The organism is Lelliottia nimipressuralis (assembly GCF_041464075.1).
Lineage (GTDB): Bacteria > Pseudomonadota > Gammaproteobacteria > Enterobacterales > Enterobacteriaceae > Enterobacter > Enterobacter nimipressuralis.
On the sequence record NZ_CP167172.1, the window covers coordinates 3,679,463 to 3,702,230 of the forward strand.

16 protein-coding genes and 3 tRNA genes are annotated in these 22,768 nt (G+C 55.3%); 9 read left to right on the forward strand and 10 right to left on the reverse strand.

Going from position 1 to position 22,768, the window contains the following annotated elements; translation table 11 throughout:
• Positions 1 to 471 precede the first annotated feature (471 nt).
• From ACB496_RS17665 to xni, 3 genes are all read left to right on the forward strand, one after another.
• Positions 472 to 1,761 carry an HAAAP family serine/threonine permease gene (locus ACB496_RS17665; protein ID WP_100779106.1) on the forward strand — a complete coding sequence of 430 codons (1,290 nt, stop codon included), beginning with the start codon at positions 472 to 474 and terminating at the stop codon, positions 1,759 to 1,761.
• Between the two features lie 61 nt (positions 1,762 to 1,822).
• Entirely contained in the window at positions 1,823 to 3,190 is a 1,368-nt protein-coding gene (locus tag ACB496_RS17670) for an L-serine ammonia-lyase (RefSeq protein ID WP_102104661.1), read from the forward strand.
• 108 nt (positions 3,191 to 3,298) lie between these two features.
• Positions 3,299 to 4,054, forward strand: coding sequence for a flap endonuclease Xni (xni, locus tag ACB496_RS17675; RefSeq protein WP_102104662.1), 756 nt, complete (start codon positions 3,299 to 3,301; stop codon positions 4,052 to 4,054).
• Between the two features lie 74 nt (positions 4,055 to 4,128).
• Here the strand turns inward: xni and rlmM are convergent, their stop codons facing one another.
• The 4 genes from rlmM to ACB496_RS17695 all read right to left on the reverse strand — a co-directional run bounded on the left by rlmM (position 4,129) and on the right by ACB496_RS17695 (position 7,154).
• Positions 4,129 to 5,229, reverse strand: coding sequence for a 23S rRNA (cytidine(2498)-2'-O)-methyltransferase RlmM (gene rlmM / locus ACB496_RS17680; protein ID WP_371973166.1), 1,101 nt, complete (start codon positions 5,227 to 5,229; stop codon positions 4,129 to 4,131).
• On the reverse strand, positions 5,222 to 5,617 hold the full coding sequence (locus ACB496_RS17685; protein WP_100779102.1) for a DUF423 domain-containing protein: 396 nt from the start codon (positions 5,615 to 5,617) through the stop codon (positions 5,222 to 5,224). Before ACB496_RS17685 ends, rlmM begins: the two co-directional genes overlap by 8 nt.
• A 45-nt stretch (positions 5,618 to 5,662) precedes the next feature.
• On the reverse strand, positions 5,663 to 6,577 hold the full coding sequence (gene gcvA, locus ACB496_RS17690) for a glycine cleavage system transcriptional regulator GcvA (protein WP_095283191.1): 915 nt from the start codon (positions 6,575 to 6,577) through the stop codon (positions 5,663 to 5,665).
• 349 nt (positions 6,578 to 6,926) lie between these two features.
• The gene (locus ACB496_RS17695; protein WP_100779101.1) at positions 6,927 to 7,154 is read right to left on the reverse strand and encodes a YgdI/YgdR family lipoprotein; all 228 of its coding nucleotides are present in this window, start codon (positions 7,152 to 7,154) and stop codon (positions 6,927 to 6,929) included.
• A gap of 191 nt (positions 7,155 to 7,345) precedes the next feature.
• Between ACB496_RS17695 and csdA the strand changes: the two genes are divergently transcribed.
• Both csdA and csdE read left to right on the forward strand, forming a co-directional pair.
• Positions 7,346 to 8,551 (forward strand): cysteine desulfurase CsdA, encoded by a 1,206-nt coding sequence (csdA, locus tag ACB496_RS17700; protein ID WP_371973167.1) that lies wholly within the window; start codon positions 7,346 to 7,348, stop codon positions 8,549 to 8,551.
• A complete protein-coding gene (gene csdE / locus ACB496_RS17705) occupies positions 8,551 to 8,997 on the forward strand; it encodes a cysteine desulfurase sulfur acceptor subunit CsdE (protein WP_123428644.1) in 447 nt (148 codons plus the stop codon). The genes csdA and csdE overlap by 1 nt, the downstream gene beginning before the upstream one ends.
• Here the strand turns inward: csdE and tcdA are convergent.
• Together tcdA and mltA are read right to left on the reverse strand one after the other, a co-directional pair.
• The gene (tcdA, locus tag ACB496_RS17710) at positions 8,988 to 9,794 is read right to left on the reverse strand and encodes a tRNA cyclic N6-threonylcarbamoyladenosine(37) synthase TcdA (protein ID WP_123428642.1); all 807 of its coding nucleotides are present in this window, start codon (positions 9,792 to 9,794) and stop codon (positions 8,988 to 8,990) included. The two genes, csdE and tcdA, sit on opposite strands and share 10 nt — an antisense overlap.
• A gap of 97 nt (positions 9,795 to 9,891) precedes the next feature.
• Complete coding sequence (mltA, locus tag ACB496_RS17715; RefSeq protein ID WP_100779097.1) at positions 9,892 to 10,989, reverse strand: murein transglycosylase A; 1,098 nt, start codon at positions 10,987 to 10,989, stop codon at positions 9,892 to 9,894.
• A gap of 208 nt (positions 10,990 to 11,197) precedes the next feature.
• On the opposite strand from mltA, the gene ACB496_RS17720 reads away from it, so the two are divergent.
• From ACB496_RS17720 to ACB496_RS17730, 3 genes are all read left to right on the forward strand, one after another.
• Positions 11,198 to 11,274: transfer RNA gene (locus ACB496_RS17720), tRNA-Met, on the forward strand.
• Positions 11,275 to 11,329: 55 nt separating this feature from the next.
• Positions 11,330 to 11,406: transfer RNA gene (locus ACB496_RS17725), tRNA-Met, on the forward strand.
• Between the two features lie 43 nt (positions 11,407 to 11,449).
• Positions 11,450 to 11,526: transfer RNA gene (locus ACB496_RS17730), tRNA-Met, on the forward strand.
• Positions 11,527 to 11,615: 89 nt separating this feature from the next.
• On the opposite strand, the gene amiC is transcribed toward ACB496_RS17730, so the two are convergent.
• The gene (gene amiC, locus ACB496_RS17735) at positions 11,616 to 12,869 is read right to left on the reverse strand and encodes an N-acetylmuramoyl-L-alanine amidase AmiC (protein WP_100779096.1); all 1,254 of its coding nucleotides are present in this window, start codon (positions 12,867 to 12,869) and stop codon (positions 11,616 to 11,618) included.
• 229 nt (positions 12,870 to 13,098) lie between these two features.
• Here amiC and argA point away from each other — a divergent pair, with 229 nt between their 5' ends.
• Entirely contained in the window at positions 13,099 to 14,430 is a 1,332-nt protein-coding gene (gene argA, locus ACB496_RS17740; RefSeq protein ID WP_100779095.1) for an amino-acid N-acetyltransferase, read from the forward strand.
• A gap of 50 nt (positions 14,431 to 14,480) precedes the next feature.
• Here argA and recD read toward each other — a convergent pair whose 3' ends face one another.
• Genes recD through ptrA form a run of 3 tightly spaced genes read right to left on the reverse strand, consistent with a single transcriptional unit; the run spans position 14,481 to position 22,722 of the window.
• Complete coding sequence (gene recD / locus ACB496_RS17745; RefSeq protein ID WP_371973168.1) at positions 14,481 to 16,301, reverse strand: exodeoxyribonuclease V subunit alpha; 1,821 nt, start codon at positions 16,299 to 16,301, stop codon at positions 14,481 to 14,483.
• Positions 16,298 to 19,843, reverse strand: a complete 3,546-nt coding sequence (gene recB, locus ACB496_RS17750; protein ID WP_371973169.1) for an exodeoxyribonuclease V subunit beta — start codon at positions 19,841 to 19,843, stop codon at positions 16,298 to 16,300. Before recB ends, recD begins: the two co-directional genes overlap by 4 nt.
• Positions 19,840 to 22,722 (reverse strand): pitrilysin, encoded by a 2,883-nt coding sequence (gene ptrA, locus ACB496_RS17755; RefSeq protein WP_248859093.1) that lies wholly within the window; start codon positions 22,720 to 22,722, stop codon positions 19,840 to 19,842. The genes recB and ptrA overlap by 4 nt, the downstream gene beginning before the upstream one ends.
• Positions 22,723 to 22,768: the final 46 nt, after the last annotated feature.

Sequence of the window (22,768 nt, forward strand, 5' to 3'; positions counted from 1 at the left end):
CCGGCTTTTTCATTTCTTCTGATAAAACATAGGCATTACTTATCTTATTTACATTTCTGACTCGGACGCAAACGATTACCTTGATTTTCAAACCGTGATTTATCAGCCTTAATCCAAATTACCTGCAAGAAAAAACTAAAAATCGCCATCTTTACAGCGGAAGCCACGTATCTCGCTGTCCGATCTTTCACGCCGTATGTCGTTAATGGTAGCCTTCGCGCCCGTAAATCCGCTTTGACGTTTTATTAACAGTTTTTTGGTCTAAATATGCCCACTTCAAAAGTGGATTATTGCATTTGGGATCAGGATCACTGATACATTCATTACTTAAATGTATCTTTCCGCCCGCCAATAGTTACGGGCAAAAATTATAAAAAAACCGTCATTGAACGAATTTCATATTACCGTCGGGCCCTTTTTCATCGGAATTGACTAAAAAGCCTGACTAATTGCTTCCTCCAGGAGAAATAGATGGAAACCACTCAAACCAGCACCATTGCTTCGACAGAATCCCGAAGTGGATGGCGCAAAACGGACACCATGTGGATGCTGGGCCTGTACGGTACAGCAATCGGCGCAGGTGTTCTGTTCCTGCCGATCAACGCAGGCGTTGGCGGTCTGATTCCGCTGATCATCATGGCTATCATTGCCTTCCCGATGACTTACTTTGCACACCGCGGCCTGACCCGTTTCGTGCTGTCCGGTAAAAACCCAGGCGAAGACATCACTGAAGTTGTTGAAGAGCACTTCGGCGTTGGCGCAGGTAAACTGATTACCCTGCTCTACTTCTTCGCGATTTACCCGATTCTGCTGGTTTACAGCGTGGCGATTACCAACACCGTTGAAAGCTTCATGACGCACCAGCTGCACATGACGCCGCCACCGCGCGCTATTCTGTCTCTGATCCTGATCGTGGGTATGATGACCATCGTTCGTTTCGGCGAGCAGATGATCGTTAAAGCGATGAGCGTTCTGGTGTTCCCGTTCGTGATTGCCCTGATGGTGCTGGCTTTCTACCTGGTTCCACAGTGGAACGGTGCAGCGCTGGAAACCCTCTCCCTGAGCAGCGCATCGGCAACCGGTAACGGCCTGTTGATGACTCTGTGGCTGGCGATTCCGGTGATGGTCTTCTCCTTCAACCACTCCCCGATCATCTCCTCTTTCGCTGTGGCGAAACGTGAAGAGTACGGTCAGGGCGCAGAGAAGAAGTGCTCCAGCATCCTGGCTCGCGCTCACATCATGATGGTTATTACCGTAATGTTCTTCGTGTTCAGCTGCGTACTGAGCCTCTCCCCGGCGGATCTGGCAGCAGCGAAAGCACAGAACATCTCGATTCTGTCTTACCTGGCTAACCACTTTAACGCACCGCTGATTGCCTGGATGGCGCCAATCATCGCGATTATCGCTATCACCAAATCCTTCCTCGGCCACTACCTTGGCGCACGTGAAGGCTTTAACGGTATGGTGATCAAATCCCTGCGCGGTAAAGGCAAAAGCATTGAAGTTAACAAACTGAACAAAATCACTGCACTGTTCATGCTGTTGACGACCTGGGCTGTGGCGACCATGAACCCGAGCATCCTCGGCATGATCGAAACCCTGGGCGGTCCAATCATCGCGATGATTCTGTTCCTGATGCCGATGTACGCGATTCAGAAAGTCCCGGCAATGCGTAAATACAGCGGCCACATCAGCAACGTCTTCGTTGTGATTATGGGTCTGATTGCCATCTCCGCGATTTTCTTCTCTCTGTTCAGCTAATACCTCCTGCGCCGTCTTCGGACGGCGCACTCCTCCTCTGACTGATAGCAAGGGACGCATCATGATTAGCGTATTCGATATCTTCAAAATCGGTATTGGACCTTCCAGCTCTCATACTGTCGGGCCAATGAAAGCCGGTAAACAATTCACGGATGACTTGATTTCACGCGGCATTCTGCACGACGTCACACGCGTGGTTGTCGATGTTTACGGCTCCCTGTCTCTGACGGGTAAAGGCCACCATACTGACATCGCCATTATTATGGGCCTGGCGGGGAATCTGCCGGATACCGTTGATATTGACGCAATTCCTGGATTCATTCAGGACGTGAATACTCATGGCCGCCTGCTGCTGGCAAACGGTGACCATGAAGTCGAGTTCCCGGTTGATAAGTGCATGAACTTCCATGCCGACAACCTCTCCCTGCACGAGAACGGTATGCGTATTACCGCGCTGGCAGGCGAAAAGGCGATTTACAGCCAAACCTATTACTCCATCGGCGGCGGTTTTATCGTCGACGAAGACCACTTTGGTCAGGCCAGCAACTCTTCCGTTGAGGTACCTTACCCGTACAAAAATGCGGCGGATTTACAGCGTCATTGTCAGGAAAGCGGCTTGTCACTTTCTGGCCTGATGATGAAAAATGAGCTGGCGTTGCACAGCAAAGAAGAGCTGGAACAGCACTTCAAAAACGTCTGGGATGTGATGCGCGGCGGTATCGAGCGCGGCATCACCACCGAAGGCGTGCTGCCGGGCAAACTGCGCGTACCGCGTCGTGCTGCGGCGTTGCGTCGTATGTTAGTGAGCACTGATAAAACCACCACCGACCCGATGGCGGTCGTTGACTGGATCAACATGTTCGCGCTGGCTGTTAACGAAGAAAACGCCGCAGGCGGGCGTGTGGTTACCGCACCGACTAACGGCGCGTGCGGCATCGTTCCGGCAGTGCTGGCGTACTACGATAAGTTTATCCGTGAAGTGAATGCTAACTCGCTGGCGCGCTATCTGCTCGTCACCAGCGCGATTGGCTCACTGTATAAGATGAATGCCTCGATCTCTGGCGCTGAAGTGGGCTGCCAGGGCGAAGTCGGCGTGGCCTGTTCCATGGCGGCAGCGGGTCTGACGGAACTGCTGGGCGGTAGCCCAACGCAGGTCTGTATCGCGGCGGAAATCGGCATGGAGCACAACCTCGGACTGACCTGTGACCCGGTTGCTGGTCAGGTGCAGGTACCGTGCATCGAGCGTAACGCGATTGCCTCCGTTAAAGCGGTGAACGCCGCGCGTATGGCCCTGCGCCGTACCAGCGAGCCGCGCGTCTGCCTCGATAAGGTTATCGAAACCATGTACGAGACCGGCAAAGATATGAATGCCAAATACCGCGAAACCTCTCGCGGCGGGTTGGCCATGAAAATCGTGACCTGCGATTAAACCTGTGCGCCTCGCTTTTGCGAGGCGCCTTCCCAATTCCCACGCCTCTCGTAGTTTCATCCTGCTGACAGTGTTACCCTTTATTCATTAACAGAAGGGAGATTATCTGTGGCTGTTCATTTGCTTATTGTCGACGCGCTCAACCTGATTCGCCGTATTCATGCGGTGCAAGGCACACCCTGCAAGGACACTTGCCTGCATGCGCTGGAGCAGCTTATTCGCCACAGCCAGCCCACTCACGCAGTGGCCGTTTTCGACGACGAAGCGCGTAACACAGGCTGGCGGCACCAGCGTTTACCGGATTACAAAGCCGGACGCGCACCGATGCCCGACGATCTCCACGCCGAAATGCCCGCCATTCGCGCCGCCTTTGAAACCCGCGGCGTGCCGTGCTGGGGCGCGCATGGCAACGAAGCCGACGATTTGGCCGCGACGCTGGCAATAAAAGTTGCGGGCGCCGGGCATCAGGCCACCATCGTCTCCACCGACAAGGGCTACTGCCAGCTACTCTCACCGACCATTCGTATTCGCGATTACTTTCAAAAGCGCTGGCTCGACGCCCCTTTTATCGCCAGTGAATTTGGCGTCTCGCCGCAACAGCTGCCTGACTACTGGGGGCTTGCCGGGATCAGCAGCTCAAAAGTGCCGGGCGTGGCCGGGATTGGCCCTAAAAGTGCAGCACAGCTGTTAACGGATTTTCAGGATCTGGAAGGGATTTATGCCCATCTGGAGAATGTTCCCGAGAAGTGGCGCAAGAAGCTGGAAGCGCATAAAGAGATGGCGTTTATCTGCCGGGATGTGGCGCGGTTACAGACGGATTTGCAGTTAGACGGGAATTTGCAGCAGTTGCGGCTGGAGCGGTAGGTTCAGGGCAGAAAGTTGCCGGGGGCCTTGAGTGTGCCCGGTAGGCATGGCGCTACCGGGCACATAGACAGGCGTTATCGCTCGTCGCGACGTCCACCCACGGCAGCCCACCAGCGACGGACGTGTACCGTCACTTCTTCACGGTCGTGATAAAGCTGACGCGCCTGGATTTCAGCATTGATCCCCTGGGCATTCAGCTGTTCCTGGATATACGCCAGATTCTGGGAGACCTCTTCATAGCGCTTTTTCATCGGCAGCTTAAGGTTGAAGATCGTCTCGCGACACCAGCCGTTCACCAGCCAGGTTGCCATCAGCGCGGCCACTTTCGCCGGTTTCTCCACCATATCGCACACCATCCAGGTGATGTTGTTACGGGTCGGGCGATAGCGGAAACCATCTTCACGCAGCCAGGTCACCTGCCCGGTATCCATCAGGCTTTGCGCCATAGGGCCGTTATCGATAGACGAAACCCACATGTTGCGTTTGACCAGCTGATAGGTCCAGCCGCCAGGGCAAGCTCCCAGATCCACGGCATACATCCCGTTCGCCAGGCGCTCATCCCACTCATCGGCAGGAATAAAGACGTGGAACGCCTCTTCCAGTTTGAGCGTAGAACGGCTTGGCGCATCGGACGGGAATTTAAGACGCGGGATACCCATATAAAACGGCGAGTTGTTCGTCGTGTAGGAGTAACCGGTATAACAACAGCCCGGCGCAATAAAGAAGACATGCACCACCGGACGTTTTGGCGTCTCGTAGTTTGTCAGCACGCCCACCTCACGCAGCGCAGCGCGCAGCGGAACGGTGAACTTGCGGCAAAACTTCATCAGCTCTTTGCTTTCGTTGGTGTCAGCCACTTCAACACGCAGATCGCCGCCCTTCTCCACCACGCCCTGCAGCATGCCGGAGATAGGGGAAATACGATCTTCTGGCGGCAAATCGGTCAGCAGTTCGCCCGCGGCAAACATCTGACGGGCAAAAATCAACGAGCTGAACGGTAACTTGCTAACGATCTTATCCGCATCGTCAGGCTGATAGCATTCGAACACCACATAGCCCGAGTGCTCTTTGACGCGGGCAAAGCCGAAGACTTCCAGACGTGACGCTTTGTCAGTAATTTCCGCGGCGCACTCTTTCTCAAACCCCGGGCGACAATATAAAACAACCTTACTCATGAACAACGCCCCTGCGTTTCAGACGGATAGCTCCGATAAACATCAATACCCACCCGGCGAGGAAACTGACGCCGCCGACGGGTGTAACAAACGCCCAAAGGCGCAAATGTGAAAGTGCGAGGCAGTACAAACTGCCGCTGAACAGAACGGTCCCCAGTGCCAGGAAAACGCTGCTCCAGTAGAACCAAATGCTAATGCGACGCTGCATTGCCACCGCCAGCCCAAAAATAGCCAGCGTGTGAAATGCCTGATACTCAAGGCCGGTTTGAATCCAGCCCATTTCGACGACCCCTAAGGTCTTGCTCAACACATGCGCGCCGAACGCGCCCAGTGCGACAAAAATAAAGCCACTCACCGCGGCAAAAATCAGCATGAAACGGCTGGTCATGTTTCTGTCCTAAAGTTATGCGTGCCCGGCACACAAAAGAGATGATTACTCATAACGAAAGCGGAATTTTTCTTGTTCATGTGCCGCCTTCGCCAGTATCCACTGCCGGAAGGCGGCTATTTTACCCAGTTCTGCCTGACTGTCATGACAAACCAGATAAAACGCATTCTTGCTGACCAGAACATCATTAAACGGACAGACCAGGCGGCCTGCCTCAATTTCGGACTGGGCCATCACGTTGTTTGCCAACGCCACGCCCTGTCCGTGAATGGCAGCCTGTAACACCATCGCGCTGTGGCTAAAGATGGGGCCATGCTGCACATTAATATGATTAAGACCCAACTGGCGGGTATAAGTTTGCCAGTCGCGGCGAGAAGCATCATGTAAAAGTGTATGTTGCGCCAGATCGGCAGGCGTTTTCAACGCTTTGTCGCCCGTCAGCAGCAGCGGCGAGCACACCGGCAGGAGATATTCTGCGTATAATTTTTCAACACGCAAGCCCGGCCAGTTGCCGCGACCGTAAAAAATAGCGACGTCGACATCGTCCGCCAGTTTGTCTTCCTGACGGTCCACCGCCTGGATCCTGACGTCGATTCCCGGATAAGCTGAGTTAAAGCTAGAGAGTCGTGGCACCAGCCAATGAATGGCAAAACTGGGCAATAAACTGACTGTCAGCGCACCTTTAGCGCTTCGCGCCTGCAGTTTGCGCGTCGCCTCAGTGAGCTGGGAAAAAATGTCTTTGATATCCTGAAAATAGCTCTGCCCTTCTTCCGTCAGAAGCAGGGAGCGGTTGCGGCGGCGAAACAGCTTAAGCCCCAGGAAATCCTCCAGAGACTTGATTTGATGACTTACTGCGGCCTGTGTCACAAAAAGCTCATCGGCCGCGCGCGTGAAGCTCAGATGGCGTGCTGCAGCATCAAAAACGCGTAATGCATTTAGGGGTGGTAATCGCTTCGACATGGGTATTAGGCTTAGATGTTAAAGGTATTTAACACATAGGAAACAACGTTTAACCTATTAGTTTTTTTTATCTGAGCCATTATAATTTGTCCGTTGAGGAACTACCAGCAAATACCTATAGTGGCGGCACTTCCTGAGCCGGAACGAAAAGCTTTTTTTGGAATGCGTGTTCTGAAGGGCTTTTGGCTTACGGTTGTGATGTTGTGTTGTTGTGTTTGCAATTGGTCTGCAATTCAGATCACGGTAGCGAAGCTACCCTTTTTTCACTTCCTGTACATTTACCCTGTCTGTCCATAGTGATTAATGTAGCACCGCCTATTTGCGGTGCTTTTTTTTGGTCTAAAATCTGTTACTTATCCAGTTCAACCATCTCTTTCACGTCAGTGCGGTTGATCTGCTGCTTGTTCCCGTTCGCATCTTTATACGAGATCATCCCGGTCTCATTATCGGTTTTTGGCTTCCCGTCAGAGACGATAGTTCGGCCATCATTGGTATGCATCACGTAGTTGTTACCAGAACAGGCGCTCAGGGCAAAAGTAAATACACAGGCAGAAATGATTGCGGCAGTCTTGTTCATAATTTTCTCCTTTAGCAATTAATGCTATTCAATCCTAGTTTTAAAACAGGCTAAAACATTCACCTAACACTATTCAGCATAACCTGCTTCTCAAGACCTGCCAGGACAAACAGACAATTCCGATAGCGATCAACAACCTTGCCCTGCCGCCGAAATTGCGCGACGATCTCCATATTGATATGAGGAATTCCATGAACGCTTTCAGTCCTGCGCATTTTCGCGCACAGTTTCCGGCGCTGGCCGATGCCGGTGTTTATCTCGACAGTGCCGCCACAGCGCTTAAGCCGCAGGCTGTGATCGACGCGACAAATCAGTTCTACAGCCTGAGCGCCGGGAATGTGCATCGCAGCCAGTTTGCCGAAGCGCAGCGTTTGACCGCGCGCTACGAGGCCGCCCGCGATCAGGTCGCGCGACTGCTCAACGCCGAAAGCGGTAAAAATATCGTCTGGACGCGTGGCACCACCGAGGCAATCAATATGGTCGCCCAGTGCTATGCTCGCCCGCTCCTGCAACCGGGAGACGAGATTATCGTGAGCGAGGCTGAGCACCATGCCAATTTAGTGCCGTGGCTGATGGTCGCGGAACAAACGGGCGCCCGGATCGTAAAACTGCCGTTGGGCGCGGATTTACTGCCCGACGTCGGGCGTTTACCCGAACTCATCACCCCGCGCAGCCGAATTCTGGCTCTCGGGCAAATGTCGAATGTCACCGGCGGTTGCCCGGATCTGGCCCGTGCCATTGAAATGGCACACCGCCACGGCATGGTTGTGATGGTCGACGGTGCGCAAGGCGTTGTGCATTTCCCGGCTGATGTCCGCAAACTGGATATCGACTTTTACGCTTTTTCCGGTCACAAGCTTTATGGCCCAACCGGGATCGGCGCGCTGTATGGCAAACCGGAACTGCTGGCACAAATGACCCCGTGGCTGGGCGGCGGAAAGATGATCACCGAAGTGACCTTTGACGGTTTCAAAACCCAGGAGATCCCTTACCGCCTCGAAGCCGGTACGCCAAACGTGGCGGGCGTGATAGGGCTGAGCGCCGCACTGGAGTGGCTTGCGGAGACGGACGTCGAGCAAGCCGAAAGCTGGAGCCGTGGACTGGCCACACTTGCAGAAGAAGAGTTAAAAAAACGTCCCGGATTCCGCTCGTTCCGCGTTCAGGATTCCAGCCTGCTGGCGTTTGATTTTACCGGTGTTCACCACAGCGATATGGTCACTCTGCTGGCCGGATACGGTATCGCCCTGCGCGCCGGGCAGCACTGTGCACAGCCGCTGCTTGCGGCACTCGGCGTCAGTGGCACGCTGCGCGCCTCGTTTGCCCCCTACAACACGCAAAGCGACGTTCATGCCCTGGTGGCGGCCGTCGATCGCGCCCTTGAACTCCTGGTGGATTAATGACGAGCTCATCCTTAGCCGGACACCCTTTTGGCAGCGTGATCACAGAAGAGACGCTGAGACAAACGTTTCTCCCGCTCACCCAGTGGGAAGATAAATACCGACAGCTGATTTTACTGGGCAAGCAACTCCCCACACTTTCTGATGCGTTAAAAGCGCAGGCGAAAGAAATTCCAGGCTGCGAAAATCGCGTCTGGCTGGGTGTGACGACATCCGGGGAGACGCTGCATTTCTTTGGCGACAGCGAAGGGCGGATCGTGCGCGGTTTACTGGCAGTCCTGCTCACCGCCGTGGAAGGCAAAAGCGCCCGGCAATTGCTGGATGGCGATCCGTTGGCGCTGTTTGACGAGCTGGGGCTGCGCGGACAACTTAGCGCCTCACGCAGCCAGGGCCTGTCCGCACTGAGCGAAGCGGTGCTGAACGCCGCCCGTCAGGTTCAGGCCTGACGGTTGGCTTTGGCCATCATTTTCTTTAGGGCGTGAGAGACAGCGACAAAACCAAAGGTTGCGGTGACCATTGTCGCCGCGCCAAAGCCCGAGGCGCAGTCCATTCGTTTCGGCCCTTCCGCGGTGCTTTTCATGGCACAGACGGAGCCATCTGCCTGCGGATAGACCAGCGCTTCAGTTGAGAACACGCAGTCTACGCCCAGCTTACCTTTACTGTTTTTCACCACGTTAAAATCGTTTTTCAGCCTTTCACGCAGTTTTGCCGCCAGCGGATCCTGAATGGTTTTCGCCAGATCCGTCACCTGGATCTGCGTCGGATCGATTTGACCGCCCGCTCCGCCCGTGGTCACTAATGGGATCTTGTAGCGTCGGCAATAGGCAATCAGGGCCGCTTTCGGACGCACGCTGTCGATTGCGTCAATCACGTAGCTAAAGCCGGTGCCCAGGTATTGCGCCACATTATCGGCGGTGACGAAATCATCAATCACCGTGACGCGACATTCCGGGTTAATCAGGCGGATGCGATCTGCCATCACTTCTGCTTTCGCCAGGCCAACGTTATCGCGCAGGGCGTGGATCTGACGGTTGGTATTCGTGACGCAAACATCATCCATATCAATAAGGGTAATCGCGCCAATACCGGTACGCGCCAGCGCCTCGGCTGCCCAGGAGCCGACTCCGCCAATACCGACTACGCAGACGTGCGCATCCGCAAACAGTTGCAGGGCTTTTTCACCATATAAACGCGCCGTACCGCCAAAACGTTGACGCCAGGCATCGCTGATTAACGCAGACATAAGACCTCAGGATGTAAAAAGGGTGAGGTTTTATCCTCACCCTGCCCTTCTCCATCACAGGAGAAGGCGGTAAATATTACGCGCTAGATTACCACAATCAGCCGCTGAAAACGTTGCCAGCACTTGCTGCGGGTTTGAGAACCCATACGCGTCCATAATGGTTATACCAGCCCGCACGATGGCCCGCATCCGCACCAATGCCCTGATAAATATCGAAGTGCTGGCCTTTAATGGCCCCACCGACATCCAGCGCCACCATCAGGCGTAATTCATACTGACCGCTGAATTTGCCGTTGTTGTCCAGGGTCGGCACTTCTGCCAGCAGCGTGGTGCCCGGCGGAATAATAGAACGATCGGAAGCCACGGATGCACGTCCAATCAGCGGAACCGCGCTGGCCCCTTTCACCGGTGCGTAATTTTGCGGTTTAAAGAAGACGAAGGACGGGTTCTGCTCCAGCAGCTCACGCACTTCCGCTTCGCTGTGCTTTTCGCCCCACTCGCGAATAGCCTGCATCGACATATCTTCTTTCTTTACTTCCCCGCGATCGATCAGCACTTTGCCGATACTGCGGTAGGCGTGGCCATTTTTACCGGAATAGCTAAAGAAGTTAAGAGGTGAACCATCACCGAAATCTATATACCCGCTGCCCTGCACATCCATGATGAAGTTATCCATCAGCGAGTTACTGTAGGCCAGCACATACGTTTCGTTCAGCGCACCGGAATAGATCTCTGCGCGAGACGGCAGGCGGCCACGTTTTGGCGGCATGCGGTAAATAGGATACTGGAACTCGCCCTGACGGGTGTGTCGCGCCTGAACCACCGGCGTGTAGTAACCGGTGAACTGGACGTTACCGTAGTTATCGGCCCCTTCCATCTGCCAGGCATCAATGCCGTACTGGCGCATGGTGCGCGTATCCCCGCCTGCACGCAGCCAGTCCTGTACGGCGTTGTAGACGCTGTTCTGCGAGCCATACAGACGCGGTGACGCGGTGCGGATCTGGCTGACCTGCTCAGCGAAGTCACCCGCGTTGATCGGCGCACCCACGGCATCCGGCTGGTTAACTAAAGAGAAAGGCTGGGTGAATTTCCCGTCTTTATATTGCTGACCGCGATCGGTCGGTTTAGAGGAGCAGGCCGCAAGAATCGCTACCATTGCGCCCGTCATCAGATACTTCGCCCATCGTCCTTTCATTATATCTCGTCTTAAAGTTGCCCTGAGTCTCTATAAAGAAGATAACAAACCCCTCAGGCTATTGAAATCTGATAGCGCATCCTGAGGCAGGATTTGCGCATTAATCGTCCGAACAGGGCGATGTCGTTCATTTTACATACTAATTTTGGTATTTATGAGAAAAAGGGTTGCATCAAAAACCTATCCGAGTATAGTGCGCATCCACGGACGCGGGGTGGAGCAGCCTGGTAGCTCGTCGGGCTCATAACCCGAAGGTCGTCAGTTCAAATCTGGCCCCCGCAACCAATTAAAATTTGAGGCAGTAAATTTCTACAATGTTTTTGCTCAGTAGAAAGACGGACGCGGGGTGGAGCAGCCTGGTAGCTCGTCGGGCTCATAACCCGAAGGTCGTCGGTTCAAATCCGGCCCCCGCAACCAATCAAGTTTTAAGCAGTAGTACGTAAAATAGAAGAAAGACGGACGCGGGGTGGAGCAGCCCGGTAGCTCGTCGGGCTCATAACCCGAAGGTCGTCAGTTCAAATCTGGCCCCCGCAACCAATTCTTCGAAAAACATTAGACACCCTCAAGGGTGTTTTTTTGTATCTGCAGTTTGTGGATTTGCCGGGCGTGAACCCGGCTCATGCCATCTACCCTCTTCTGGCCAGCGTCGCGCCATCCGAGAAATACGCCTTAATCCCCGCCAGAATCGACTCTGCCACTTCCTGCTGGAATTTCGCGGTCTTGAGCTTACGCTCCTCTTCGACGTTACTGATAAACGCCGTTTCGACCAGAATCGACGGGATATCCGGCGCCTTCAGCACCGCAAAGCCCGCCTGCTCAACGCTGTTTTTATGCAGCTTGTTCACATTCCCGAGTTTACTTAGCACCGCTTTACCAAATTTCAGGCTGTCGGTAATGGTGAGCGACTGCACCATGTCGAACATCGTGTGATCGACATAGCGATCGCCACTCTTGCTCACCCCACCAATAAGGTCAGAGGCGTTCTGGGAATCCGCCAGCAGCCGCGCCGCGGTACTGGTCGCCCCTTTGGTCGACAGGGCAAAGACCGACGAACCGCTCGGCTGCCTGCTGGTAAAGGCATCGGCGTGAATGGAAACAAACAGGTCAGCGCGCTGTTTCTGCGCTTTCGCCACGCGCACTTTCAGCGGAATGAACACGTCTTCATTGCGCGTCATGTACGCCCGCATGTTGCCCTCTTTATCGATCAACGCCTTCAGACGGCGGCCAATCTGCAATACCACGTCTTTTTCACGCGTTCGATATTTCCCGACCGCTCCGGAGTCTTCTCCGCCGTGGCCAGGATCGAGCATGATCACAATCGGGCGATCGCGGCCCGCTTTGCCCGGCTGCGGGCCACTCTGCGCAGGAGGAACCTGCCTCTCAAGATCGCCTTTGTTGTAATCTTCCAGCAAGGCGAGGAGTGGATCCTGAATGTCCGTCGCATTAGCCGGATAGAGATCCATCACCAGACGCTCTTTAAAACCGGCCACCGGTGCCAGGGCAAACAGCTGCGGTTTAACGTTCTGCTTCAGCTCGAACACCATGCGCACGGTTTGCGGATCAAACTGGCCGACGCGGGCAGATTTAATGTAAGGATCATCGCCACGGATCTGCGCCCCCATGCCTTTCAGCACCGAGTTCAGATTCACGCCCTCGATATCTACCACCACACGCTCAGGATTGCTCAACGCAAACTGTTTGTATTTCAGTACCTGATTAGACTCTACCGTCACGCGCGTATAGGTCGAAGACGGCCAGACACGCACCGCCACCACCTGACTGACGGCGGCGAATGCAACCTGGCTGACGCTCAGCAACCACATCGCCCCGGCCCCTTGTAACAAGCGGCGGCGGCTTATTGTTGATTTGGATCCCGACATGCTTCTCCCGAGCAAGAAAACGAATTTATCTACAAAACGTCCAAATTGACCGAAAACTTTAGCGAATGATGCATAACCTGTCATCTATAAAAGGGTAAACAATCATGCAGTAAGGCACGCATCACTTAATTTTTTCTCTGGTTTGCACTGAATTTAGGGTTGCGCGCGCGGCAATAATCGAATAAAAATACAGAAAATACGAATAAACATTCACTGAGGGGGTTGTGCCGTGGTAAAGGAACGTAGAACCGAACTGGTCCAGGGATTCCGCCATTCTGTTCCCTACATCAATACCCATCGGGGAAAAACGTTTGTCATCATGCTGGGTGGCGAAGCCATTGAGCATGAGAACTTTTCCAGTATTGTCAATGACATCGGTCTGCTGCACAGCCTCGGTATTCGCCTGGTGGTCGTCTACGGCGCGCGTCCCCAGATCGACGCCAATCTGGCCGCCCACCACCACGAGCCGATTTATCACAAGCACACCCGCGTGACTGACGCCAAAACCCTGGAGCTGGTTAAGCAAGCAGCCGGGCTTTTGCAGCTCGATATCACTGCGCGTCTGTCGATGAGCCTCAACAATACACCGCTTCAGGGCGCGCATATCAACGTGGTCAGCGGCAATTTTATTATTTCCCAGCCGTTGGGCGTGGATGATGGCGTGGATTATTGCCACAGCGGGCGTATCCGTCGTATCGACGAAGAGGCGATTCATCGCCAGCTCGATAACGGCGCGATTGTGCTGATGGGGCCGGTTGCCGTCTCCGTGACGGGCGAAAGTTTTAACCTCACCTCCGAAGAGGTGGCAACGCAGCTGGCGATCAAACTCAAAGCCGAGAAGATGATCGGTTTCTGCTCCTCGCAGGGCGTGTTTAACGAACAAGGGGATATCGTTTCGGAGCTTTTCCCAAACGAAGCCCAGGCGCGCGTCGAAGCGCTGGAAGCAGAAGGCGATTACCACTCCGGCACCGTGCGTTTCCTGCGCGGGGCGGTCAAAGCCTGTCGCAGCGGCGTGCGTCGCAGCCACCTGATCAGCTATCAGGAAGACGGTGCCCTGTTGCAGGAACTGTTCTCTCGCGACGGTATTGGTACGCAGATTGTAATGGAGAGTGCGGAACAGATTCGTCGCGCCACGATCAACGATATTGGCGGGATTCTGGAGCTTATTCGGCCGTTGGAGCAGCAAGGGATTCTGGTCCGTCGCTCCCGCGAGCAGCTGGAGATGGAGATCGACAAGTTCACCATCATCCAGCGCGACAACCTGACTATCGCCTGCGCGGCGCTTTATCCCTTCCCGGAAGAGAAAATCGGTGAGATGGCCTGCGTGGCAGTGCATCCAGACTATCGCAGTTCTTCGCGCGGCGAAGTGCTGCTTGAGCGGGTCGCTGCCCAGGCACGTCAGATTGGCCTGAATAAATTATTTGTCCTGACGACCCGCAGCATTCACTGGTTCCAGGAACGCGGCTTTACACCGGTCGATATTGATTTGCTGCCGGAGAGTAAAAAAGAGATGTACAACTATCAGCGACGTTCGAAAGTGCTGATGGCGGACTTGAGTTAACCCCACAGGCCATACGCTTCCCTCTCCTAAACAGAGAGGGAGCCAAACACTCAGGCAGATTCAAACACCGCGCTTAACCCGCTTCGCCGCTCGGTACGCGTCGTCACTGCCTGCGCCAGCACACGCTCGTCGGCATACAGCGACAGCCTTTTCCGCGCGCGGGTGATGGCGGTATACACCAGCTCGCGCGTCACTACCGGCGACATTTGCGCGGGCAGAATCAGCACCGCGTGATCAAATTCCGAACCCTGCGATTTGTGCACCGTCATCGCCCACGCCGTTTCGTGTTCTGGCAGACGGCTTGGCTGCACCGATTTCACGCTGCCATCGGGCATCTGGAACCAGACGCGCAGCCCCTGGCCGCGATCGAGTGCAATGCCGATATCACCGTTAAACAGCCCAAGAGCGCTGTCGTTACGGGAGATCATCACCGGGCGCCCCTCATACCAGCGGGAGTGCAGCTGGCGGAAGATTTTCCGCTTCTGCGCTAACGCCAGCTCCAGCCGTTCATTCAGCCCGGTGACGCCAAACGGCCCTTCGCGCAGCGCGCACAAAAGCTGATACTCACCGAAGGCCGCAATCACGGCTTCGGGTGCATCCTGTTGCTGCACGCTCAGAAGGAAACGCTGATAACCCTGCAATGCATCCTCGAGCATGGCGAGATACTCTTCGCCCGTCTGGAGTGGCTTTTTCTCAATGTCGTCAAATGTGCCGTCAAATACTGTCCTGATGGCCGCACGATCGCCGCGGTTAACGGCGGCGGCGAGCTGGCCGATACCGGAATCGCTGCCAAAACGGTAGCTTTTTTGCAACAGGCACAGGCTGTCGCGCAAGGCCCCCGCCCGTTCTTCTGTGTGCCCTTCAATCGGGCAGCCGGTCAGGTGCGATAATTCCTGCGCGCGCGCGAGGGTATAGCCTGCGCTGGCATAATTGCAGATATCCCCCAGCACGGCCCCCGCCTCAACCGAGGCCAGCTGATCGCGATCGCCGAGAAAAATCACGCGGGCGTGCGGCGGTAGCGCGTCGATCAGGCGCGACATCATCGTCAAGTCGATCATCGAGGCTTCGTCGACCACCAGCACATCCAGGTGCAGCGGATTCCCTGCATGATAGCGCAGACGCTGGCTGCCAGGCTGGGCGCCAAGCAGGCGGTGCAGCGTGCTGGCCTCATTCGGGAACAGCTTGCGCTGGGCATCATTCAGCGGCAGTTTTTGCAGCGTGCCGCCCAGTGATTCCGTCAATCTTGCCGCCGCTTTGCCCGTGGGAGCAGCCAGCCGGATACGGCATTTCTGCTCGCCCGCCATCTGAATCAGCGCCGCCAGCAGTTTTGCGACAGTGGTGGTTTTCCCCGTCCCTGGCCCGCCAGAAATCACCGAAATGCGCCGCGTCAGGGCTACCGCCGCCGCCACTTTTTGCCAGTTCACCGTTTCTGAATCACCGAACAGGTCATTCAGGGTTTGAATCAGTGCAGTATCGTCATAGGGCAGCGGCTGATTGGAATCATTAAAGAAATGCGCAATCGCCAGCTCGTTGCGCCACATGCGATTGAGATAGAGTCGGTCGTGACAAAGAATTAAGGGCGTCGGGATATCACCGTGACTGACGGCGTCAGAGCGCAGTAGCACGTCTTGCCAGTCCATCGTTTCGCCGAGGAGGGCGAAACAGGCCTGCAGCGGAGCGGGCATTTTCTCATCCGGTACCAGGCGTGACAGGGGCAAGCACACATGGCCTTCACCGGCATCTTTGCTGAGGATTGCGGCGGCCAGCATAACCGCAGCATCGTTATCCGCCACCATCATGGCAAACTGCGCGTCCAGAGGGCGCAGCGCACGCTGCTCTACCGCCTCAAGTAACCGATCTTTCATAGTCATTGGGCCACCTCTTCCGTGCTCGCGGCAAACAGTCTGTCCATTTTATCAATCAACAACGGATCCGGGCGCGTGGTAAAGATCCCCGACTGCGGATCCCGGGCGTCAACGCCACGTAAAAACAGATAAATCACACCGCCGAAATGGTCTTCATAGTTGTAATCCGCGATGCGGTGGCGCAGGTAGCGGTGCAACGCCAGGGTATAAAGTTGATACTGCAAATCATAGCGGTGCGACTGCATTGCGGCGGCCATTGCCTGGCGGGTATAGGCCTCGCTGTTTTCGCCCAGCCAGTTGGATTTGTAATCCAGCAGGTAGTAGCGCCCCTCATGGCGGAACACCAAATCGATAAAGCCTTTCAGCATCCCGCTCACCTGGCGGAAATTGAGCGCCGGGCTGTTCTTCGACAACGGATCGTGCTCGCGAATAATTGTATCCAGTGCGTTCGCTGTCAGCGGCCCGGCAATCGGGAGATAGAACTCCATCTCAACCTGTTTTTCTTTTGCCGTAAGCTGGCTTAGGGAGATCCCCGAATCATTAAGCGGCGCCTCTAAAATCGCCGTGATCCACGCGGTAAGTACCGGCTGCCACTGGGCGTCGTACCCGCCTTTTTGCAGCATCTCCAGCACCCACTCCGGCGACACCGGCTGCGTAAAATCGAGCGTTTCAAACAGGCTATGCAAAAATGTCCCTGGCGACGCACCGCGCGGGAACTGATGCGGTGTCAACTCGGGTTCTGCCACTACCTCACCTACGCCCGACGCATCTACGTCGAGTTTGGGCATCAGATCCTGCGCAATGTTTTGTCCGTGCTGCTGGAGACCGGAATAGCTGGTGACTCGCCAGTCGTCCACCAGCGCACGCGTAATCTGCCGCGCGCCTAAATCGGGCACCGATGGCTCTGGCATCTGCCAGCAGGAAAGATCGGGCTGGCCGGGGATCTGCAGGGCAATATTTTCATCACATAACGCATCGAGACACTGGCGCAGCCCGGCGGCATCTTTGGGCTCACCTTTTTGAATCAGCCTCCCAAGCGCACTTTGATGGAAATCGCTCTCCCCCGCCTTCTCGCCGCGACGGCGGAACAGCGGCGCAACACCCAGGCTGCAATGCCAGACGGAGCGCGTCAGGGCGACATACAGCAGGCGTAAATCTTCCGCCAGACGCTCCGCCTCGGCAAGCTCAATACTAGAATCGGCTTTGCTGAGATCGAGCACCGGCTCAAACGACACGCGATCGTGATAGAACGCCTGATCCTGCGCACGATAGTTGGCGATAAACGGAAGACAAACCAGCGGATATTCCAGCCCTTTTGATTTGTGGATCGTCACGATTTTCACCAGATGCTTGTCGCTTTCGAGACGCATCTGCTGACTGGCCGCATTGCTGTTAGGATCGGCGATATGCTGCGACAGCCAACGCACCAGCGCATGTTCGCTCTCAAGCTGCGATCCCGCTTCCTGTAAAAGCTCGCTGATGTGCAAAATGTCGGTCAGGCGGCGTTCACCGCCTGCGGTCGCCAGCATATTTTCAGCGACATGACGCTGAGCCATCAGTTCGCGCAGCATCGCCATGACGCCGCGTTTTTGCCAGCGCTCACGATAATGCGCAAACTCCTCAACCACCGCATCCCATGCGCTTTCGTCGTTATTCAGCGCATCAATATCACGCGCGTTAAGACCGAGCATTGAGCTTGCCAGTGCACTGCGCAACGTACTCTCCCGCTCAGGCGTCAGCACGGCCTGCAACAGCCATAGCATCTCCTGCGCTTCGAGCGTTTCAAACACGCTGTCGCGATTAGAGAGGTAAACAGAAGGGATCGCGAGCAGCGTGAGGGCATCGCGCACTAGGGATGCCTCCTGACGACTGCGCACCAGCACGGTAATGTCCGAGGCGCTGACCGCTTTAGCGGTGTTACCTTTCCACAGTAGCGCTTCGCCCTGCGCACCGGCGCTGAGCCAGTCGCGGATCTGCGCCGCGCACTGCTGTGCCATCACGTTCTGATAATCACTGACACCACAGCCTTCGCCGTCCATCAGCCAAAAGTTCATTGCTGGCTGAACGTTGCCACGGAGCTCAAAGCGCAGTGCGCTGTTTTTCTCAGCCGACTTAACGGGCGAAAACGGAATTTCCTTGAACATGAAAGCCGCTTCCATACGCTCAAAAAGCGTATTTACACTCGCCACCATTCCAGGCGCGGAACGCCAGTTAGTGTCCAGCGTATAGTGCGCTTCGACCTCTCCGCGGGCTTTCATGTAGGTGAAGATATCCGCGCCGCGAAAGGCGTAGATGGCCTGTTTAGGATCGCCAATCAGTAACAGCGCCGTTTCGGGCTGTCTGCGCCAGATACGGCGGAAAATACGGTATTGCTGCGGGTCGGTATCCTGGAATTCATCGATCATTGCTACCGGGAAGCGGGCACGGATCGCCGCTGCCAGCGCGTCGCCTTTTTCACTGCCGAGTGCCGCATCCAGGCGGCTTAGCATATCGTCGAAACCCAGCTCGCCACGACGACGTTTTTCGCGCGCAATGGTTTCGCGGATCTCGGCCATCGCACGGGTGATCATCAGATCGTTAAGGGTCAGCGGCTGCGCCAGCAGCGTTTCTATCGCGACAAACAACGGATGTTCAGGGACGATACCGTCAGCTTTGGTGCGCTCCACCAGGAAGCGTTGAGAAAATTTCTCCAGCGCATCGGGCAGCTGATAGCTGCGCGTCTCTTCCTGCGCCCAGGCGCTGATTTTTTCGATCCATTTCGCCTGATTACCACGGTTAAATTTGCGGCGGTCAATGCCGGAATTTTCAAGAATAGCGTCAATATCGGCGACCGACTCGCACCATTTTTGCTTCAGGGCGGCTATCAGCGAAATAATTTTCTCGTGCCGTGCAGCCAGCGTTTCATCCGCAGGCGGCGGGGATTTTATCGCCGGCGCTTCGCCTTGCAGGTAGCGTTCGATGGCGCGTAAAAGTTCTTCCGGCCCTTTCCATAAGGCATGCACCGCTTCGGCGATATCACGCGGGAGCGGATAACAATGACGACGCCAGAAGTCCGCGCACGCCCGATGACGCAGTTCGGATTCATCCTCAATGAGTTGCTGTTCAAAAAGCATGCCCGATTCAAACGCATTCAGGCTCAGCATGCGCTGGCAAAAACCGTGAATGGTAAAGACGGCGGCTTCGTCCATTTGACGCTCGGCCAGAAGCAGCCATTGAGCGGCCTGCTGCTTATCAGCGATCTCTTCAAGAAGACGAGCGTAAAGTGGGTTATCTGTGGTCTGGCGCAGGCAGGCGATGCGCAGTTCGTGTATGTTCGCACGAATACGTCCGCGCAGCTCGGCGGTCGCCGCTTCGGTGAAGGTCACCACCAGCAGTTGTTCCACGCTGAGCGGGCGCCCAAACGCAGCATTGCCGCCCAGTCCTAACAGAAGGCGCAGGTAGAGGGCGGCAATGGTGAAGGTTTTTCCCGTTCCCGCTGAGGCTTCAATCAATCGTTCGCCCTGAAGCGGCAAACGTAAGGGATCAAGGGACTCAGCGGTATCGGTCATTCTTTCTTACTCCAGGGCATCGATTTCTGCAGTGCGCTGACGCTCTCCCAGACTTTCCAGCCCTGCGGATTCACATAATCCACTTTCCCGTTCTGGCTGCCGGAAACCTGAGACAAGCATGCCATGCCTTGCGGCTTCACCACCGCCTGGTGGAAGAAGTCAGCAACCTTTTGGGGCGTCAGCAGTTTTATCTCGGCCACTACTTTATCACGTGAATCAAAGGTCATATTACCCTGATCGAAATCTTTGCTCAGCTGCGACGCCTCTTCGCCCAAGGTTTGCGGAGCCTGCTGCACCTGCGCGATTACGGCCTGCTGAATTTGAGCAAACTCTTCCGGCGTCATTTTGCGCAGTTTCTCTTCAGCCTGCGGGAAGAAGGCCTGATAACGCTGCCAAAGATAAGCGGGCTGTTTATCGCTGCTCTGCAACAAGAAGCCCAGTCCCCACTGGCGACCCACGTTCATCGAGAACGCAAACACCGCGTAGCCAAGCTGCTCTTCGGTACGCAACTGATTGTAGAACCACGGCTGGATGATCTGCCCCAGCACCGCGCTGTAGGCGGAGCTGGCATACTCATCGTAGCCGGTCGGCACAAATACTGCGGCCAGCGCAGAGTCCGTGCTGCTCCCCGCCTTTTCAAAGATCACATTCTGCTGTTTTTCCACCAGCACATTCTGGTTACGGCACCACTCATTGCCGTTGGCACCCAGCTGTTTGCGAACATTCTGCGCGAGAGTTTTAGCCTGATCTTCACTCATGTTGCCGACAACCAGAAACTCGGGGCGCGAATGGGTTTTCAGGGCCGTCCGGTAATCCATCACCTCTTTCAGGGTGATTGACGGCAGCAACGCGCGGCGCGTTTCACGCTGGAAGTACGGAATTTGTGACAGCATCTGCACAGGCATAATCGCCTGATCAAAAGCTTTGCCTTTTTCCGCCGAATCCATCATCTGCGCATACCAGGATTTGGCCTGCTCCAGCTGTTCTTCGGTCGCCGTGTAGCTGAAATACCCCTCCAGCAGCGCCTGGAAAAGCTGCGGTAAACGCTGGGTGTAACCGTTAGCATTGACCATCAGCCCATTGTTGGCGTTGGTGGAGAAACTGATCCCACCGACAGCCGCCTGATTACTGAGCTGATCCAGGGCGATCCCCGCCAGATAGTCATTGAGCGCAAACATCACCTGGTTTTTAGCGCTGTCCATGGCCTGCGGATTGCGCAGTACCACGCTGACATCGGCTTTCGGCTCACTGGCAAAATAGCGGCTTGGGGTGTAAACCACACGTAGCGTCGGTTCGTTAACGATCAGTTCCGGATGCGGGTATTCCTTTGCAGGCTTGATAAGCGTGAAATCGTCAGGAATGTAGGGATTGAGTTCAGGCAATTTCAACGCAATCTGGCCGGACTCTTTCTGCCAGTCAGCGAAGGTTTGCGCGCTGATTTTATTCACCTGATACGGCGCATCGACAAAGTACGCGGTTTTGTTATGCGGCTCTTTCGGGCTGATATACCAGATGCGGGCGTTCTGCGGGGTCATCATCGCCAGGCGCGCTTTGATGGCATCAGCGTCATAGCGATCGGCGATGTTCACCGCATCCAGCGTATTTTCCACCGGAACGCGAATCATGGTGTCAGCCAGCCATTCAACATAGTCCATATCGCGGGTGATCGACGGGTAGCGGAAATCGAGATCCAGCACGTGAGCCAGTTCGTCAAAGTAACTTTTATCCACACCGTTATCGCGCAGCAACGACAGATAGCTGAAGATCGCCGCAACCACTTGATCGCGGTGCGCAAGGCCTTTGTCGGTCAGGGTTGCCGAGATCGCGAGAACACCGCTGTTGCCGTTGACGACAGGATCGGAATCAGCGCGGATCCCCTCTACCAGCCCCTGCTTCTGCAGCCAGTCAGAGAGCGTGCCCGGGCTGCGATTACCGATCAGATAGGTGAGGAGCTCATCCGTTTTGCTGCGAAACTGTGCGGTATTGTTATCAATACGGAACTCGACACGCAGCACTTTACGCGGCATTGCAGGCACATAGTGAATGATGATCCCTTTTTGCTCATCAGTGACCACTGGCGTGGTGATCTCCGGCTTTTCAATATTTTTATTCGGCACGCGACCATAGGTTTGTGCCGCAAGACGCGCCAGCTCCGGCAGCGGTTTGTTGCTGTAGACCACCGCTTTCATCAGATTGGCGGAATAGTATTTATCACGAAAGGCGTGTAAGGCATCGAGAACCGGGCTGCCGGGTTTATCGCTCAGGGTTTCCAGGTTACCCCCTGAAAAACGCGAGCCTGGGTGCGCCGGGTTAATTGTTTCGGCACTGACCTGCGCCATACGCATACCGTCTCGCGTGCGCGCCATGGTCAGTTCGGCATTGACGGCGTTACGCTCGCGATCGGCATACTTTTTATCCAGTAAAGGCGACGCGATGGCATCGGCGAGACGGTCAACCGCCCCTTCCAGCGCATCGTTTTCGACTTCAAGATAGAACGCAGTGCGATACGGTGCCGTGCTGGCATTGTGGCTGCCACCGTGCATTTTGAGGAATTCAGAGAGGCTATCCGGCTGCGGATATTTTTTGGAGCCCATCAGCGTCATGTGTTCAAGGTAATGGGCAAGACCAGGATGCGAATCAGGGTCTTCCAGCGAGCCGACGGGGACGACCAGCGCAGAGAGCGATTTAATCGCCTGCGGATCGGAGACCAGCAGCACAGTCATCCCGTTATCAAGACGAATAGCCTGATACTGGCGGGTGTCCTTTTCGCTCTTATGGATTTTTTCCTGAACGGGCTGCCAACCGGTATCTGCCTGAGTGAGGGGTGCCCAGAGGGCGACAAACAAAACAAACGCTTTTAACAAGGTGCTGCCTGGCATTCACTACCTCTTCATCACGGCTACATCATTAACAATTTGCGTGCTG

Bases quoted from the DNA above. Each gene is read 5' to 3' on its own strand.
- ACB496_RS17670 (WP_102104661.1), top strand. From the start codon at position 1,823: ATGATTAGCGTATTCGATATCTTCAAAATCGGTATTGGACCTTCCAGC.
- recB (WP_371973169.1), bottom strand. From the start codon at position 19,843: ATGACCGATACCGCTGAGTCCCTTGATCCCTTACGTTTGCCGCTTCAG.
- csdA (WP_371973167.1), top strand. From the start codon at position 7,346: ATGAACGCTTTCAGTCCTGCGCATTTTCGCGCACAGTTTCCGGCGCTG.
- ptrA (WP_248859093.1), bottom strand. From the start codon at position 22,722: ATGCCAGGCAGCACCTTGTTAAAAGCGTTTGTTTTGTTTGTCGCCCTC.
- csdE (WP_123428644.1), top strand. From the start codon at position 8,551: ATGACGAGCTCATCCTTAGCCGGACACCCTTTTGGCAGCGTGATCACA.
- gcvA (WP_095283191.1), bottom strand. From the start codon at position 6,577: ATGTCGAAGCGATTACCACCCCTAAATGCATTACGCGTTTTTGATGCT.
- rlmM (WP_371973166.1), bottom strand. From the start codon at position 5,229: ATGAGTAAGGTTGTTTTATATTGTCGCCCGGGGTTTGAGAAAGAGTGC.
- ACB496_RS17665 (WP_100779106.1), top strand. From the start codon at position 472: ATGGAAACCACTCAAACCAGCACCATTGCTTCGACAGAATCCCGAAGT.
- ACB496_RS17695 (WP_100779101.1), bottom strand. From the start codon at position 7,154: ATGAACAAGACTGCCGCAATCATTTCTGCCTGTGTATTTACTTTTGCC.
- recD (WP_371973168.1), bottom strand. From the start codon at position 16,301: ATGACTATGAAAGATCGGTTACTTGAGGCGGTAGAGCAGCGTGCGCTG.
- tcdA (WP_123428642.1), bottom strand. From the start codon at position 9,794: ATGTCTGCGTTAATCAGCGATGCCTGGCGTCAACGTTTTGGCGGTACG.
- amiC (WP_100779096.1), bottom strand. From the start codon at position 12,869: ATGTCGGGATCCAAATCAACAATAAGCCGCCGCCGCTTGTTACAAGGG.
- mltA (WP_100779097.1), bottom strand. From the start codon at position 10,989: ATGAAAGGACGATGGGCGAAGTATCTGATGACGGGCGCAATGGTAGCG.
- ACB496_RS17685 (WP_100779102.1), bottom strand. From the start codon at position 5,617: ATGACCAGCCGTTTCATGCTGATTTTTGCCGCGGTGAGTGGCTTTATT.